General features: G+C 43.7%; 16 protein-coding genes. 6 read left to right on the top strand and 10 right to left on the bottom strand.

The genetic code is table 11. The annotated features are described in order from the left end of the window. Nucleotide 1: 1 nt before the first annotated feature. The 6 genes from G457_RS0103815 to tsf all read left to right on the top strand — a co-directional run bounded on the left by G457_RS0103815 (nucleotide 2) and on the right by tsf (nucleotide 4,868). Nucleotides 2-1,078 (top strand): sensor histidine kinase, encoded by a 1,077-nt coding sequence (locus G457_RS0103815; protein WP_026945279.1) that lies wholly within the window; start codon nucleotides 2-4, stop codon nucleotides 1,076-1,078. Between the two features lie 204 nt (nucleotides 1,079-1,282). Continuing rightward, nucleotides 1,283-1,993, top strand: coding sequence for an RluA family pseudouridine synthase (locus G457_RS0103810; RefSeq protein WP_026945278.1), 711 nt, complete (start codon nucleotides 1,283-1,285; stop codon nucleotides 1,991-1,993). 256 nt (nucleotides 1,994-2,249) lie between these two features. Further along, nucleotides 2,250-2,693, top strand: a complete 444-nt coding sequence (gene rplM, locus G457_RS0103805; RefSeq protein WP_026945277.1) for a 50S ribosomal protein L13 — start codon at nucleotides 2,250-2,252, stop codon at nucleotides 2,691-2,693. A 10-nt stretch (nucleotides 2,694-2,703) separates the two neighbouring features. Continuing rightward, complete coding sequence (rpsI, locus tag G457_RS0103800) at nucleotides 2,704-3,090, top strand: 30S ribosomal protein S9 (RefSeq protein ID WP_026945276.1); 387 nt, start codon at nucleotides 2,704-2,706, stop codon at nucleotides 3,088-3,090. A 39-nt stretch (nucleotides 3,091-3,129) separates the two neighbouring features. Next, a complete protein-coding gene (gene rpsB / locus G457_RS0103795) occupies nucleotides 3,130-3,891 on the top strand; it encodes a 30S ribosomal protein S2 (RefSeq protein WP_026945275.1) in 762 nt (253 codons plus the stop codon). Between the two features lie 146 nt (nucleotides 3,892-4,037). Continuing rightward, the gene (gene tsf, locus G457_RS0103790; RefSeq protein WP_026945274.1) at nucleotides 4,038-4,868 is read left to right on the top strand and encodes a translation elongation factor Ts; all 831 of its coding nucleotides are present in this window, start codon (nucleotides 4,038-4,040) and stop codon (nucleotides 4,866-4,868) included. 170 nt (nucleotides 4,869-5,038) lie between these two features. On the opposite strand, the gene G457_RS0103780 is transcribed toward tsf, so the two are convergent. The 10 genes from G457_RS0103780 to G457_RS0103735 all read right to left on the bottom strand — a co-directional run bounded on the left by G457_RS0103780 (nucleotide 5,039) and on the right by G457_RS0103735 (nucleotide 14,905). Next, on the bottom strand, nucleotides 5,039-6,238 hold the full coding sequence (locus tag G457_RS0103780; RefSeq protein WP_026945273.1) for a phosphoglycerate kinase: 1,200 nt from the start codon (nucleotides 6,236-6,238) through the stop codon (nucleotides 5,039-5,041). 83 nt (nucleotides 6,239-6,321) lie between these two features. Further along, on the bottom strand, nucleotides 6,322-7,287 hold the full coding sequence (locus G457_RS0103775) for an L-threonylcarbamoyladenylate synthase (protein WP_026945272.1): 966 nt from the start codon (nucleotides 7,285-7,287) through the stop codon (nucleotides 6,322-6,324). A 2-nt stretch (nucleotides 7,288-7,289) separates the two neighbouring features. Then, nucleotides 7,290-7,997, bottom strand: a complete 708-nt coding sequence (locus tag G457_RS0103770) for a tetratricopeptide repeat protein (protein ID WP_035483097.1) — start codon at nucleotides 7,995-7,997, stop codon at nucleotides 7,290-7,292. 32 nt (nucleotides 7,998-8,029) lie between these two features. Next, nucleotides 8,030-8,443: an acyl-CoA thioesterase gene (locus G457_RS0103765; RefSeq protein ID WP_035483095.1), complete on the bottom strand. Its 414-nt coding sequence runs from the start codon at nucleotides 8,441-8,443 to the stop codon at nucleotides 8,030-8,032. A gap of 20 nt (nucleotides 8,444-8,463) precedes the next feature. Beyond that, entirely contained in the window at nucleotides 8,464-9,015 is a 552-nt protein-coding gene (locus G457_RS0103760) for an NUDIX hydrolase (protein WP_026945269.1), read from the bottom strand. Then, nucleotides 9,008-9,607, bottom strand: coding sequence for a hypothetical protein (locus tag G457_RS0103755; RefSeq protein WP_026945268.1), 600 nt, complete (start codon nucleotides 9,605-9,607; stop codon nucleotides 9,008-9,010). Before G457_RS0103755 ends, G457_RS0103760 begins: the two co-directional genes overlap by 8 nt. Then, the gene (locus G457_RS0103750) at nucleotides 9,600-11,516 is read right to left on the bottom strand and encodes a RecQ family ATP-dependent DNA helicase (RefSeq protein ID WP_026945267.1); all 1,917 of its coding nucleotides are present in this window, start codon (nucleotides 11,514-11,516) and stop codon (nucleotides 9,600-9,602) included. The genes G457_RS0103755 and G457_RS0103750 overlap by 8 nt, the downstream gene beginning before the upstream one ends. After that, nucleotides 11,517-12,293, bottom strand: coding sequence for an enoyl-CoA hydratase/isomerase family protein (locus G457_RS0103745; RefSeq protein ID WP_026945266.1), 777 nt, complete (start codon nucleotides 12,291-12,293; stop codon nucleotides 11,517-11,519). It abuts the gene before it with no gap. Between the two features lie 46 nt (nucleotides 12,294-12,339). Further along, the gene (locus G457_RS0103740) at nucleotides 12,340-14,256 is read right to left on the bottom strand and encodes a ComEC/Rec2 family competence protein (RefSeq protein ID WP_026945265.1); all 1,917 of its coding nucleotides are present in this window, start codon (nucleotides 14,254-14,256) and stop codon (nucleotides 12,340-12,342) included. An 82-nt stretch (nucleotides 14,257-14,338) separates the two neighbouring features. Beyond that, nucleotides 14,339-14,905, bottom strand: a complete 567-nt coding sequence (locus tag G457_RS0103735; protein ID WP_026945264.1) for a DUF3575 domain-containing protein — start codon at nucleotides 14,903-14,905, stop codon at nucleotides 14,339-14,341. Nucleotides 14,906-14,949 lie beyond the last annotated feature (44 nt).

Here is a 14,949-nt window from a genome sequence, read left to right as displayed (position 1 = left end):
CATGCTCAATACTTCCAGGGGGATTTCTTTTGTACTGGCTTTAGCCATTGCCTTGCTTGTCGTGGCTTTTTTATCCTTGCTCGATGAGGCTAGCATTATTCTTATTTTGGTAGCAGGCGGCTTGGCTTTTTCATCTGCTTACCTGCTGATCACGATTACGCTGGAGTTTTTGGTCTTTCGGGAGATTGGAAACATCTACACCATGCTGGAGAAGATTCAGAAAAAGGATCTGTCCGAAATCTCTGACAAAAAATCCAAGTCATCCATCTCCCCACTTCGAAAGATCAACGCCGTGATCAATTCCTATGCAGTTGCAAGACAAAAGGAAATCGATGCATTGCAGAAAAACGCGGAATTCAGAAGGGAATTTATCGCGGATATCTCCCATGAGCTCAAAACACCCATTTTTGCCACGCAAGGCTATATCCATACTTTATTGGATGGGGCGATTGATGATAAGCAGGTGAGGATGAAATTCCTGAAGCGAGCTGCCAAAAGCTTGGATTCCCTTGACAACCTGGTACAGGATCTTTTGACTCTTAATCAGATGGAAAGTGGGGTCATCAAGTTTGTCTTTGAAGACTTTGACCTGAAAGAAGTCATCGAAGAGGTCATGGAAGAGCTGGAGCACAAGGCCAGCAAGCGAAAGGTACAGATTGATTTCAACTACGAAGCTGATAAGAATTACATCACTCATGCCGACCGGCAAAAAATCTATCGGGTCTGCCAAAACCTGATCTTCAATGCAGTCAAATACAATCATGATAAAGGCGAAGTCATCATTGGCTTGAAAGCTCACAAAAATCACATCCAAGTAGATATCAAAGACGATGGACAGGGAATCCCTCCTGAGGATCTGAAGCGAATTTTTGAGCGATTCTATCGGGTAGAGAAAAGCCGGAATAAAAAAGAAGGTGGTACCGGACTCGGATTGGCTATAGTCAAGCATATTCTGGAAGGACACAAAAGCAAGATTTCTGTGAGCTCTACAGTGGGAAAAGGATCGATTTTTAGTTTTTCACTGCCTTTGGTGAAAGTTTCCGCTTCCGAGGAAAAAGAGGAAATTCAGAAAAATTAATTCCATTTACCAATCTTTATGAATCGGAGAAGAGCGATTGATAATGGAATGGATCTACTATATAAGCAGGAAGAGGATTTTCCGCCATCAAAGAGCGCTAATCCCATTCCAACTAATTGATCAAATCCTTCTACGCGGAAGGATTTTTTTTAACCTTTCATTTCCCTACCTTTGCGCTCCCCTTGAAGTGACAGGGGAGATTTCATGAAGAAAGTAGATTTTAAGGCTCTTATTCTATTTGAAAACGAGGATTACTTGGTAATCAACAAGCCGCCTTACCTGTCGAGCTTAGACGATAGGCACGAGGCGCAGAACATTCTGGACCTTGCCAAGATGCACACAGCAGATGCCCAGCTGTGTCATCGCCTGGACAAGGAGACCTCCGGATGTCTGGTGATTGCCAAGAACCCAGCCGCCTACAGGCACTTGGCGATGCAGTTTGAAAATCGAAAAGTCAACAAAGTCTATCATGCTGTCGTCGAAGGGATCAAGGAATATGAGCAGTTGCTCGTAGATCGCAATCTCATCGCCTCGGCCAAAGGAGTCGCCAAAGTAAGTAAAGAAGGCAAGCCAGCCCAGACGGTTTTTCATACGATGAAGACCTACCGAGCCCACTCCCTGATCGAATGCCGCCCCATCACAGGAAGGCTACATCAGATTCGGGTTCATCTCGCTTTCCTTCAATCACCGATCTGCGGAGATGATCTTTACGGCGGGAAACCGCTCTACCTTTCTTCACTCAAGCGTCGCTTCAACTTGAAAAAAGAGACCGAAGAATTACCCATCATGCAGCGGGTTTCTTTGCATGCTTTTTCCATAGGATTTGAGGGTTTGGATGGAAAAGAGATCATTGTAAATGCTCCTTATCCAAAGGATTTTCAAGTATTGGTAAACCAGCTGGAGAAAAACAGCTGAAAATCAGTGTGAAAAAGTATCGAGGAATTCAGGTTTCTGAGGCTAAACCTATGAAATCGAACATTTTACCTATCCTAATTTAAGGATTACGGTAATGATGTGAGATTCCATGTGACCATTGAAAATCATCATAACCACATGAAAATTAGGAAGTAGCCTTGGAAATATTTTGCATGGAAAATAAAATACTTCTATCTTTGTGTCCCTTTTTGGGGGTCGAAAACATTTAACAAGCTAAAAATTAAACAGTTACACAGTGGATACTCTAAGCTATAAGACCATATCTGCCAATGACGCGACTGTAGACAAGCAATGGGTGGTAGTGGATGCCCAGGCTGCAGTTTTAGGTCGTTTGGCCAGTGAGGTAGCAAGAATCTTGAGGGGGAAAAACAAGCCCAACTTCACCCCTCACGTGGATTGTGGTGACAATGTCATCGTAATCAACGCAGACAAGGTCAGACTGACCGGTAGAAAGTGGGACGAAAAGGTATATGTACGTCATACCGGCTATCCCGGTGGTCAGCGTATCTCTACACCAAGATTGCTAAAGGAGAAATCCTCAGCTATACTAGTAGAGAAAGCCGTAAGAGGCATGCTGCCTAAGAACAGACTCGGAAGAAAAATGTACGGTAATCTGTATGTGTATGAAGGTGCTGAGCATCCTCATGAAGCACAGCAGCCAAAAACCATCACGCTCTAATCGATAAATCATGGACGTAATCAATACAATCGGTAGAAGAAAAACCTCTGTAGCCAGAATTTACCTAGCTCCAGGAAAAGGTGAAATTACCGTCAACAAAAGACCGATCGAAACGTATTTCCCATTCGATCTACACCAGATCGTCGTAAGACAACCTTTGGCTCTCGTAGGAGAAGAAGGCAACTTCGACATCAAGATCAATGTAGATGGTGGTGGAATCAAAGGACAGGCAGAAGCTGCCCGTATGGCGATCGCCAGAGCACTTTGTGAAGTAAATGAAGAGCACAGAGGCGCATTGAAAAAAGAAGGATTCTTGACTCGTGACCCAAGAATGGTCGAGCGTAAGAAGCCAGGACGTAGAAAAGCAAGAAGAAGATTCCAATTCTCCAAGCGTTAATCGGAACTTCCTCCATTATATTAGAAACCAATTTATTTCATGTCAAAAATCGAATACAAAGACTTACTGGATGCTGGTGTCCACTTCGGACACTTGACGAGAAAGTGGGATCCCCGTATGGCTCCATTCATTTTTATGGAGAAAAACGGAATCCATTTGATCGACCTCAACAAAACCCTTGCCTGCCTCGAAGAAGCATCCGCCGCAGTCAAGCAGATCGTAAGATCAGGAAAGAAAGTGATGTTTGTCGCTACCAAAAAGCAAGCTAAAGACTTGGTAGCTGATGAAGCACGTCGTCTCAACATGCCTTACGTGACCGAAAGATGGTTGGGTGGTATGCTGACCAACTTTGCCACTATCCGCAAATCCTTGAAGAAAATGTCTTCTTTGGATAAGATGATGAAGGAAGATGCCTTCAAAAACATGGCAAAGAAAGAGAGACTGATGATCTCCAGACAAAAGGACAAAATGGAAAACGTATTAGGCGGTATCGCTGATTTGACTCGTCTTCCTGCAGCCCTTTTTGTGGTAGACATCAAGCGTGAGCACATCGCCATCGCTGAAGCACACAAGCTTGGTATCCCTGTTTTCGCCTTGGTAGATACGAACTCCAACCCTAACGAGGTGGACTTCCCTATCCCAGCCAATGACGATGCGTACAAATCTGTCAATCTTCTAGTAAAAGCATTTGGTGCGGCCATCGAAGAAGGTCTAGCTGAGCGCAAGAAAGAAAAAGAAGAAGCTAAACTTACCGAAGAGGAAGAAGCTAAAAGAGCAGTGGACGCAGAAACCAAAGAGTAAAATCCACACAGATTTTGAAATATTAAAAAATTGAACATCCGGCTCAGGTCGATGTTCAATTTTTTGTTTTAACCAATCTCCGGGTCGCTAATTTGCTTCCCAATCAAGAAGAATTTCTATCGTTTAATTCCATAAATAGATCAAAAATGGCAATTACTGCACAAGACGTAAACAAACTGAGACAAATGACCGGTGCCGGTATGATGGACTGCAAGAAAGCTTTGACAGAAGCAGAAGGTGACTTCGACAAAGCGGTAGACATCCTCCGTAAAAAAGGTCAAAAAGTATCTGCTTCCAGAGCAGACCGTGAGACCAAAGAAGGTCAAGTAGTAACGCATGTATCCGAAGACGGAAAAACAGGAACTATCCTTTCATTGACTTGCGAAACTGACTTCGTAGCAAAGAATGATGAATTCGGAGCTTTTGCCAATACACTTTTGGACTTGGCAGTAGAAAAAGGAGCTAAGTCTGCTGAGGAACTATTGGCTCTACCTTTCGAAAACATCACTGTAGCTGAGAAAATCGTCGAAATGACCGGTAAAATCGGTGAGAAAATCGAAGTATCTCATTTCGAAATCGTCAACGCTGAAGCGGTAGTTCCTTACATCCACTCCAATGGCAAATTGGGTGTATTGGTAGGTCTAAGCAACACCAGCGGTGCTGATGTTGAAGAAGCCGGAAAAGACGTTGCGATGCAAATCGCTGCTATGAATCCTGTAGCAGTAGATAAAGACGGCGTGGATGCCTCTACAATCGAGCGTGAAATCGAAGTAGGTAAAGACCAGGCAAGAGCTGAAGGAAAGCCTGAAGAGATGTTGGAAAAAATTGCGATGGGCAAATTGAACAAGTTCTACAAAGAGAACACTTTGCTTAGCCAGTCTTTTGTGAAAGACAATTCTAAAACCATCGCTCAATACCTTGACGGTGTGAGCAAAGGCATGACTGTTTCCTCATTCAAGCGTATTTCTATCGGGTAATCAATCCATGAATGATATCAAAAACCCTTCTGGAGAAATCCAGAAGGGTTTTTCTTTGGATCAGCACAAAGAAAAAGGTCACTGCTTCCAGCGACCTTTTCTTATTTTTTCCCCTTCATAAATAAAAGCTCTTTGATCTAGCTTCTTGTCTCTGATTTCTTACTTCTATCTTAGGGTTCCAAAGCCGCTACTCCAGGAAGCACCTTGCCTTCCATATATTCCAGCAGAGCTCCTCCACCGGTAGAAACAAAAGATACCTGATCACCATAGCCAAATTTATTGACGGCAGCAGCAGAATCTCCACCACCGATCAGTGAAAAGGCTCCCTGCTGAGTGGCTTCTACGACCGCCTCAGCAATCGCCTTGGTTCCTTTGTCAAAGGACTCCATCTCAAACACACCCATCGGGCCATTCCAAAGAATAGTCTTGGACTTCAATACTGTCTCGGCAAACAGCTCACGGGTTTTAGGACCGATATCCAATCCCATCCAGCCATCCGGGATTTCACCCTTGTTGGCCAAACCCTGCTCCGCATCATTTGCAAAAGCTTTCGAAATCACTGTATCCAAGGGAAGAATCAAATTCACTCCCTTGGCCTTCGCCTTTTCCATCAGTTCCAATACAAAGTCCAACTTATCAGCTTCCAAAAGGGAATCCCCAATCGTACCTCCCTGTGCTTTCGCGAAGGTGTAGGACATTCCTCCACCGATAATCAGATTATCTACCTTGTCCAAAAGTCTTTCGATGATCAAAATCTTATCTGAAATCTTAGCGCCACCCATGATTGCTGTGTAAGGACGCTCAGGATTTCCGAGAACCTTATCAGCATTCTCCAACTCAGAAAGCATGACATAGCCACAAACTTTATCATTGAAAAATTGTGCAATCACTGCCGTGGATGCATGCGCTCTGTGGGCTGTTCCGAAGGCATCATTGACATAGATATCACCCATGCCAGCTAATTTCTTGGCAAATTCAGCATCTCCTTTTTCTTCCTCTTTGTAAAAACGGAGATTCTCCAGAAGCAATACCTCCCCTGCCTTCAATCCTGCAGCCAGATTCTTAGCTTCAGACCCAATGCAATCCGGTGCAAACTTGACAGGACGTCCAAGAGCTTTCTCCAAATCAAGAAGGATATGCTTGAGGGAAAATTTATCCTCAGGTCCGCTTTTTGGACGTCCAAGGTGGGACATCAAAATAGCCGAACCTCCATCATTCAAAATCTTTTGAATGGTTGGTAAAGCAGCTTGGATTCGGGTATCATCCGTTACTTTTTGGTTATCATCCAAGGGAACATTAAAATCCACACGGATCAGTGCCTTCTTACCTTCAAAACTTAAATTATCGACATTTTTAATTCTAGGATTCATAATAGAATTTAGTTTAATAGATTTCAGTTTATTTCAAAAACTGCTTGAATTTATTAAGAATTCGGACAAAAAACGACTTTCGATCAGCCTAATGCCGCTGCTCGGCGAAGACGATCATTGATCGCTCGTCCTAAGCCCTCCTCGGGCATCCACTCTGCCAAAATAAGATTCACATCACTTTCGTCCAGACTTCGCATATAGCCAAAAAGATGGCGGGCTGCTTCGGCCAAATCAGCCGCATCACTCAGTTGATATTGGGGAAAATCTGCGGGAAGGGGAAAGTCCCGAGCTAGGCTTAATACCGCAAAACGCTCGCCTTTCTCCAAATATTCAGGAATCAATCTTTCCAAATCACCCACCAAAAATGGTTTTCTCGGTGCATAATGGCTTTTGAGTAGTCCCGGTGCTGCAGGATTGGAACTGCTATGAGATCGAACCTCTACCTTTCCAACAATCTTTTCAATTTCCAGAAGGTCCAAGCCGCCCAAGCGATAGACCACAATTTGATCTTCCTCCATCCCAACGATGGTACTCTCTAAGCCTATCTGACAGGCACCTCCATCCAAAATATACTGAATTTTATCACCCAGCTGGGCTTGTACGTGCCCAGCCTGCGTCGGGCTGATATACCCAAATGGATTGGCACTTGGTGCAGCTAGGGGGAAAGCTAGCTCTCCAAGAAGCTTCAAAGCGACAGGATGCTGAGGAACCCGAACGGCAACCCGCTCCAGGCCGGCCGTTACCAAGTCAGAAATGATTTCTTTTTTCGGAAGTAACAGGGTCAAAGGGCCCGGCCAAAAAGCTATCGCCAAGTTTTCCAAAGGCTGAGGAACTTCCTTCACGAAAGTCTTCAATTTCTCAAACGAGTCCGTATGAAGAATTAAAGGATCGAATGAAGGTCTGTTTTTGGCTTCAAAGATTTTGGCGACAGCCTGATCATTCAAGGCATTACCTGCCAAACCATAAACCGTCTCAGTCGGAATAGCGACTAAGCCCCCCCCTGATAATAGTTGCTTTGCCTCGGCAATATCTTTTCCGATGACAGCCATGATCAATCACAGAAATCGTTGATCCAGGTTTCAGCCTCTTGATAGCCTAGAGAAAAGGCCATTTTCAGATCCGCACAACCTTCATTCTTTTGGTTGAGTGCACTCAAACGAGTGACGCCCAAAAGATAATAGGCCGCTCCGTTTTTGGGATCAAGGTTTACCGCATTGGTCAGGGACTCTAGTGCACCTACCGGGTCATTGTTACCCATTTGCGCTTTTCCTTTGTTGAAGTGAACTAAGGCCTGATTGGGGTTGGTTTGAAGCGCCATATCAAAATCCAAAATAGCGTCTTCATAGGATTCATTGCTCAGCAAAGCAACGCCACGATTATAGTAAATATCAGTTTGGGCAGGATCCAGGCGATTAGCCATGTTGTAATCGGAGATTGCTTCCTTGAAATTCCCCAACTCAAAATGGGCATTTCCACGGTTGAACCATGGCTTGTAACTGGCGGAATCTGCCTCAATTCCCTGAGAAAAAACAGGAATCGCTTCTTTGTATTTTTCCAGTTGGAAAAGCGCCACGCCTTTAGCGTTCAATGCTTGTCCTTGAGAAGGGTTTTGATCCAATACTCGGTCGAAAAGGGAAATAGCTCCTTCCCATTCCTGAGAATCCATTTTCTCTATTCCCGCTTTCATCAGCTCCTCCTCACTAGGCGAACAAGCAGTGAAACCAATTAGCAATAATGCAACTATCCAGATTTTTCTCACGATTCAAATGATTTTGGCGCAAAGATAGGTAATCAGGCGCTCTTGTGCAGGTCAGATTCCAAAATAGCTCTATGTTCGGCTGGAATCGGAACTGGCTTCATATTTTTCATGGACACAGAGACCATGACAGTTTTACATTTTGCAAAAATGGTAGATTGATCTTCACTGGCTAAAACATGCTCCAAATCAAATGATGAATTCCCCACACGGGTACAACTGACCCAAGCCTGGACTTTGTCATCCAAATGGATGGGCTTTACATAATCGAGCTCAATTCGGGCCACTACAGTACCGATCTCCATGATGTTCCAGTCGCATTTCTCGTAAAGGTATTGGGCACGGGCATGCTCGAAATAATTGAAGAAGATCCCATTATTGACGTGCATGTAGCCATCTATGTCCGAAAAACGAACCTGAATAGGAACGGAGAATTGAAAATTTTCCAAGGGGAAAGATCGCTTTTGGGTTACAGTAGAATCTCGGATTTGCTGGTTTTCTCTAGCATGCGAAGGATGGATGGGTTATATCCAATCATATCAGCCACCGCATCAAAGCTAAACCAAGCCAATGAAATACTTTCATCACTCATCTGTAGCGGCTCATCGATATCTGCCTCAATCAGAAACCGTACGTCGTAATGAAAATGCTCGGGAACGTGAGGACGCTCAGGAATGATGTGTTTGTCCAAATCAAAAATTCGTTCTTCGACGAGCATAAGGTTTTTAAGCCCGCTTTCCTCTCCAGCTTCCTTGAGAGCTACCTCGAAGAGATTCTCATTTCCGTCTGCGTGCCCTCCCAGCTGCAGCCAGCGCCCGAGTTTTCGATGAAGTGTTAATAGCGTATGTGTCCGATCCTTATTGACAATCCAAGATGAAGCCGTGAAATGCCCTGCCAATCGCTCCCGCTTATAGGCCAAAGGATCCAAAGTCAATTCTGCAAAATCCTTGACAAATGCCGATTCCTCCTCGTATGGAGTTCTGTAGGTTTCCAGCTGGTTTTTTAATATCGTTCTATCCATGTTGTGTTTCGAATAATCGGTCCATCATCTGATCAAAAGGTTTGGCATTTTGATATAGGCGATCAGAATAGACCGTGACTAAGAGTTTTAGGTAGCTGGGCTTATTGTCCACACTTATTTTCTCGATGCTTACATTGCCGAAGAGCTGAGAAATCAACTCATTCTCTACGGGAGCTTGAAGCGGAGGCTTCAAGTAAAACTTTTCGGTAACTCGAACCTGATTATTGATTTCTTCCATTTTCCGGTCCAAGCTCACCTGCTTATACCCCAAAGCTAGGATGCGTCGGGAGAAAGCCAAGAAAAGTTTAGAAAAAGTTTCTGCTGTAAATGGAGGCTCAAAGGTGACAGCAAAGCCATTCGCATAGGGAGACTGAAAAAGATGTACCTGAGGGCTCTCGTTGATCCCTGTTCGCTTGAGATGATAGCTTCTATACACCTTATCAAAAAGGCCAGCTGCTTCTTCGGTTTCTATCCACCGATCGATCTCTTCCAAGTCAGCCTCCTTGACCGCATAGTTTTCCTTATGCTTGACAGGTGATTTGGCTGGGTTTTTAAAGATTTTGCCAAATAGATCATCGAAGAAATTATTCATTGATGGATAGTTTAAGATTCCCTTGGGATGTCACTTGAAGTTGGCCTTCATCTGTAAGTCTTCGTACCAATTGGGCAAGAATCTCAGACTTTTTGCTGCTGAGGTGACTTTGTAATAGACTCTCTTTTAACTCTCCATGCTGCCTCAAAGTTTCGAACAGCCAGGCTTTCAGGTTCCTTTCTTCCTGCTCGGGGTACTTGGAAAGTTGGATACACCAGTCACAAATTCCACATTTTTTATCAGTTTCTTCTCCGAAATACTCCTGGATAAATTGTGTCCGACAAAGAAGATTTTGATGAGCATACATGACCATACTTTTAGCCTTTTCCAGTGTCAACTCTCTTCGAAGGTCTATTCGTTTTACATTCAACGGCAATTTTCCCGCATCGTATCGCCCTGTCAAAAAGGTGATTTGCGGCTTGTCCTTGCGCTTTTCATAGTCAATGATATCCATTTGGGCCATCTTCTCAAGCGATTTGACAACTTGGCTTTCGGAAGTTTCCAGCAGCTTAGAGAGCTTCGATTCCTGAATTTTGATGTACTCTGAAAACAGATTTCCCCCATAGGTTCGAAGCAAGATTTTGATCAATGGATCTAGCTTTGCCTGGGAAATCTGAAACTCATACAGTTGCTTGGGATTGACCAGAAAATGAATTTTTGAAGGGCTAAAAAAGCTTTCATTCATTCCGATAAAACCTTCCTCTTCGAGAACTTTCAAGGCATAAAAAGTTTCCAGCACACCAAGGTTATACGTTTTAGCGAACTCTCCCCACTCAAAATCGAAGCTGCTGAGCATATTACTTCCCACCGCGATCTGAAAATAATTTGCCAGGGACTGGTAAACCCGCTTGACAAATTCAATGGGAGGATAGACCAGGGCCGCCCGCTCCATCAGTTTTTCAAGATTCTCCTCGCTGCAAAGCAAAACCGCATAGGCCGGCTTGCCATCTCTTCCTGCTCTTCCAGCCTCCTGATAGTAGCTTTCGATATTTTCAGGTGCATCCGAATGCAAAACGATCCGGACATCCGGCTTGTCAATCCCCATCCCAAAGGCATTGGTGGCAACCATCACCCGAACATTCCCCTTCATCCATTCTTGCTGACGCTTAGAGCGGTCTGCCATGGACATTCCGGCATGGTAGTACGTTGCAGAAATTCCCAATTGGCCCAAAGCCTTGGCAATATCCTGCGTAGCCTGCCGATTACGAACATACCAAATTGCTGAACCAGGAATACGGCTAAGGATTTCCTTCGCTTTGACGAGCTTGTTTTCAACCATGCGAACATGGTATCCTAGATTTTCACGGGCAAAACTCTGTCGGAAAATCACCGGGTTTTTCATTTCCAGCTTTTCCTGGATATCCTCCACGACTTGGGGGGTAGCAGATGCAGTCAATGCCAAGATCGGCACATTCGGATGAAAGGGCTTAATCTCAGCAATCTCCAAATATGGTGGCCGAAAATCATAGCCCCACTGTGAAATACAATGAGCTTCATCGACGGCAATCAGATTGACGGGCATTTGCTTGAATCGCTCCAAAAAAAGCTCCGATTTGAGACGCTCGGGAGACACATAGAGGAATTTATAATTCCCGTGCACGCAATTATCTAATACTCGGTCTATTTCCCGATAGCTCATTCCTGAATAGATGGCTTGAGCCAAAATCCCCTTACTTTTGAGTTGATCGACTTGATCCTTCATCAAAGCAATCAAAGGGCTAATGACCAGACAAATCCCCTCCTGTACAAGAGCCGGAATTTGGTAGCAGAGAGACTTCCCTCCGCCAGTAGGCATGAGCGCAAAAGTATCTTTCCCATCCAAAACAGACAGGATCACTTGCTTTTGGACCGGACGAAAATCATCGTGCCCAAAAACCTGCTTTAAGATATCTTTGGCCTGCTTTTCCAATTACCAGTTTGGGGTTTCTTTATTCAAAAAAGCAGCAATTCCGTCCTTACAGTCCTGATGCGAGCGGGACTCTGCATTCATTTTTGCAGCGAGCAGCAATTTTTGTTCGCGTTCCTCCCGATGAATATTTCGCAGCAAAAGTTTGGTTGCCCGCATAGAGTTCGCAGAATTCTTTTCCACTAGCTTTTCCGCAAATTCGGTAACCGTTTCCATCAGTTGATCTGACTCAGCGAGTTCGGTGATAAGGCCAAGATTAGCTGCCTTTTGCGCAGAAATCAAATCACCAGAAAGGAGTAATTCCTGAGTTTTGGCGGCACCAATCTGCTCCTGAAGGAATACAGAAACCAAGGCAGGAATAAAGCCGATTCGAACTTCCGTGTAGCCAAAAAGTGCCTCAGGCACTGCGAAAGCAAAATCACAAACTGTCACCAAACCACAGCCACCTGCCAAAGCATGCCCTTGCACAGCGGCTATAATGGGCTTGGGGAAATTATAAATCCGATCAAACAGGCTCATCAGCCGCATACTGTCCTCCAAGTTTTCTTCGGGAGTAAAGTCCTGCATCTTTTGAATGTAAGCGAGGTCAGCCCCGGCACAAAATGCTTTCCCTGCAGCTGCCAAAATCACCACCTTCACATCCTCCTCATTCTCCACCCGATCCAAAATTTCCAAAAGGCCACTGACTAATTCTGGACTCATTGCATTTCGCTTTTCGGGGCGGTTAAGGGTTATTTTTCCTATCCTATTGGATTTTTCAAAAAGGACAATATCGTTCATTATTCTTTGGGTTTACTTGGACAAGTTAGGACAGTGTAGGGCTTTTTCAAAAAGTCAGTCGAAGAGCAGTAAAAGGAATCTCTAAGCTTTTGGAATCTGAATGTTTAATCCATCCTTGAGAATCCCACATTTGAATATTCTGAGGAGATTTTTGACCCAAAACCATTCGCTTTTCATTTATTGTCAAATCCAATTCGGAGAAATATAAATCACCTTCTTGGGTTGAGAAAACCTGAAGTTCCTGAGGATCATTCCCCCAATTGCTTTTGACACGATTTGGAAGAATCACATAATCTGCATCTTCCGAAGAAATACTTTGATTATAGGATTTCAATTCTACTCCTGTCCAATAATCAATGGCCCAACCTTCCTCTGCCCGGTAGATGACCACTTCTGGCTTTTGATTGGAAATCAACTGAAGCATGCCACTCATAGCCCAAACAAACAATAAAGCTACTGACCAAAAAGCAAGCTGTTTCTTTGGAACATACTCCCATGCCGCCCAAACTAGCAGCAATGACCAAACCAAAAGCATGGTGACTGGCTGAATGGTGAGTTCATTTAAGCGGAAGGGCAAAAGACGAAAGGCCTCCAAAATCCAAAGTTCGACCTGAATTAAACTCCCGACTACCCACCCCAAAGCTTTTCCCAGAAAAGGAATCCAGCCGATTAATAACATGGGAATTCCAACCTGCATGATTAAGAATGTGATAGGAATAACCAACAGGTTGGCTGGTAGAAACCAAACCGGAAAACTATGGAAATACCAGACTGAAAGTGGAAAAGTAGCGAGCTGTGCCGCAATTGAGACCGCACCAAGCTGCCAGAGGTATTCCAAAATTCGACTTTTTGGATACCAGACCCTTACGATGAGTGGTTGAAGCAAGATGATTCCTGCCACTGCCAAATAGGAAAGTTGGAATCCAACTTCTGTGATCACTCCCGGGTTAACGGCAATCATTAAAATCGCCGAGAAGGCCAAAATGTTAAATATGGGTGGCTTGCGATCCCGAAGCTGACCGAGCACAATCAAGGTAAACATGACAGATGCCCGCACTACTGAAGGAGAAAGACCCGTGATAGTCGCGTAAGTCCAAATGACCAAAACCAGAACTAAGAGATAGCTTTTTCGAGCCAATCCCGATAATTTCAGAGGCCGAATCAAGAACAACAAAACCGCTACCAGAATCCCAACATGAAGTCCAGAGACTGCCAAAATATGCATAACACCAGACTCAGAATAAGCCTGCCGGGTAGAATGATCCAAATGGTTCTTTTGACCGAGAAGTAGGGCTTTAGCAATAGGCAAAGAAGAATTCTGAGGAATGTGTTTCTCTAGGAGATCACTTAGACTTTTCCGTAAATCATCAGCAAAGAAGTAGAATGGTCGATTAGTTTCAATAGAAATAATCTGTGATTTTCCCTCTGGGATAAATTGTCTGGCAGTGATGCCTTTTAGCAAAAGAAAGCCTTTGTAGTCAAATTCATTTGGGTTTCTGGGAGCTTCAATCTGCTCCGGCTTATCGGACACGAGTACCCATTGGCCGGGGATAAACTCGCTTGCTGATTGATGATAAATGATGATTTGCTGGTTGACTTTGATCCATTTGGAAGAATCAAAATAATACTGGGCTAAAAGCAGATTTTCCTTGGAGTTGGGCTTTTGCAGATCATAAGCTTGTACTTGGGCAAGGTAAGGACCATCCAATACAGTTTCTTTTTGCTCTTCCCGATGAAAAGAAGGGAGCAACCAACCCAACACAATCAACTGTGAATACGCTAACCAGGTCAATATGGAAAGATTTGCCTTTTGACGGACTGCTAAAAAGTAAATCAACCACAGAAGTACTATCGAAATCAAAAAAACCAACTTGGAAACCCCAAAAGGAAACAGAAAACTCAAGCAGATTCCTGCCAAGAAAAAAAGAAGGTATCTCAAAAAAGGATAATCGGAAAACCTCATCTTCAAAAAGCTTTCCTACAATTTACGGTAAAAAAAAGCCATCCCAAAAACTTAGGATGGCTTCATAAGAAATTTTTAGATCTTAAAACCGATAGCCAAGGCTAAACCCACCGTTGAGTTCTATTCTTGTAAATCGATCTGCGACCTCATTACTAAATCCTCTAGCAATACTGACATAGGGTCCAAATGCAAAGCTTTCTGAAAGCTCCCACTTAAATCCGGCACCGACTCCAATCATAAAGGCATTCATATTGGTGGTTGCAATACCGCCATCTACAGGCTCTTCAAATTCACCAAACCGAATCTTCGCTAGTGGGTAAAGAAAGAACCTACCGTTTGGGTTGGTCCCAAAGTAAAAATTCATGGCAGCCTGAACAGAATTTGTTTTGTAATTTTTTCCGTTAGCCTGAGAATTATACCCAAATCTATCATTGATATGCAATTGCAGATCGAGTGAAGTATCCTCTGAAAGAAACTTCTCGTATCCAATTTCAATCGATCCAAGGGCAATCAGATTTGCGAAATTTAGCTTGATTTCATTCGTTCGATCTCCACTAAAGGCATTGCCACTACTACTGGAGACGACGGTTTGACTGTAAGCATTAAACCCGAAAATGAGGGTTAAAAGAAGAATAGTTAAATTTTTCATATCTAGATTTTAAACAATAAATGGTAAAAACAAAATTACTATTT

Source organism: Algoriphagus marincola DSM 16067 (assembly GCF_000429405.1).
In the GTDB taxonomy this organism is placed as follows: Bacteria; Bacteroidota; Bacteroidia; order Cytophagales; family Cyclobacteriaceae; genus Algoriphagus; species Algoriphagus marincola.
The sequence above is the reverse complement of the archived record's forward strand: the minus strand, read 5'-3'. Positions and strand labels throughout refer to the sequence as shown.

What these genes read in the sequence shown, in the direction of transcription:
- G457_RS0103815 (WP_026945279.1), top strand. Translation starts at nt 2, where the DNA reads ATGCTCAATACTTCCAGGGGGATTTCTTTTGTACTGGCTTTAGCCATT.
- G457_RS0103810 (WP_026945278.1), top strand. Translation starts at nt 1,283, where the DNA reads ATGAAGAAAGTAGATTTTAAGGCTCTTATTCTATTTGAAAACGAGGAT.
- rpsI (WP_026945276.1), top strand. Translation starts at nt 2,704, where the DNA reads ATGGACGTAATCAATACAATCGGTAGAAGAAAAACCTCTGTAGCCAGA.
- rpsB (WP_026945275.1), top strand. Translation starts at nt 3,130, where the DNA reads ATGTCAAAAATCGAATACAAAGACTTACTGGATGCTGGTGTCCACTTC.
- tsf (WP_026945274.1), top strand. Translation starts at nt 4,038, where the DNA reads ATGGCAATTACTGCACAAGACGTAAACAAACTGAGACAAATGACCGGT.
- G457_RS0103780 (WP_026945273.1), bottom strand. Translation starts at nt 6,238, where the DNA reads ATGAATCCTAGAATTAAAAATGTCGATAATTTAAGTTTTGAAGGTAAG.
- G457_RS0103775 (WP_026945272.1), bottom strand. Translation starts at nt 7,287, where the DNA reads ATGGCTGTCATCGGAAAAGATATTGCCGAGGCAAAGCAACTATTATCA.
- G457_RS0103760 (WP_026945269.1), bottom strand. Translation starts at nt 9,015, where the DNA reads ATGGATAGAACGATATTAAAAAACCAGCTGGAAACCTACAGAACTCCA.
- G457_RS0103755 (WP_026945268.1), bottom strand. Translation starts at nt 9,607, where the DNA reads ATGAATAATTTCTTCGATGATCTATTTGGCAAAATCTTTAAAAACCCA.
- G457_RS0103745 (WP_026945266.1), bottom strand. Translation starts at nt 12,293, where the DNA reads ATGAACGATATTGTCCTTTTTGAAAAATCCAATAGGATAGGAAAAATA.
- G457_RS0103740 (WP_026945265.1), bottom strand. Translation starts at nt 14,256, where the DNA reads ATGAGGTTTTCCGATTATCCTTTTTTGAGATACCTTCTTTTTTTCTTG.
- G457_RS0103735 (WP_026945264.1), bottom strand. Translation starts at nt 14,905, where the DNA reads ATGAAAAATTTAACTATTCTTCTTTTAACCCTCATTTTCGGGTTTAAT.